The organism is Sulfitobacter sp. HI0129 (genome assembly GCF_001635395.1).
Classification (GTDB): Bacteria; Pseudomonadota; Alphaproteobacteria; order Rhodobacterales; family Rhodobacteraceae; genus Sulfitobacter.
Map to the genome: position 1 here is coordinate 1 of NZ_LWGH01000071.1, position 304 is coordinate 304.

The window sequence follows — 304 nt, forward strand, 5'->3', positions numbered from 1 at the left end:
GGCATCTGGGCATCGATGACCATGACGATCTCATCGAGCGGTAGGCGGCGCGCCTCATCTTCAGGTAACAACGAACTTTCTTCGGTCCGTGTGGATTGGCTGCGCCCTTCAAAGGGGTTTTTGCCGATGGACTGGGAGCGCGTGATGACGGTCTTCGTGGTCTTGCCAACCGCCTTGCTCAGCTCCTCGACGGTTTTTTCATCCGAGGGCGTGAGATAGAGTTTCACGCCGGCGTTGCCCTGCAGGGCGCGGCGAGTGTTCTCGCCGTAGATTTCATCGAGGGCGGGGATGGTTTGGGTGACCA

The 304-nt window shown here is 59.2% G+C and carries 1 protein-coding gene; it reads right to left on the reverse strand.

The genetic code is table 11. The features are described from left to right. Positions 1 to 304: TraM recognition domain-containing protein (locus A3764_RS00760; RefSeq protein WP_150122019.1), on the reverse strand; the 304-nt coding region annotated here is incomplete at both ends.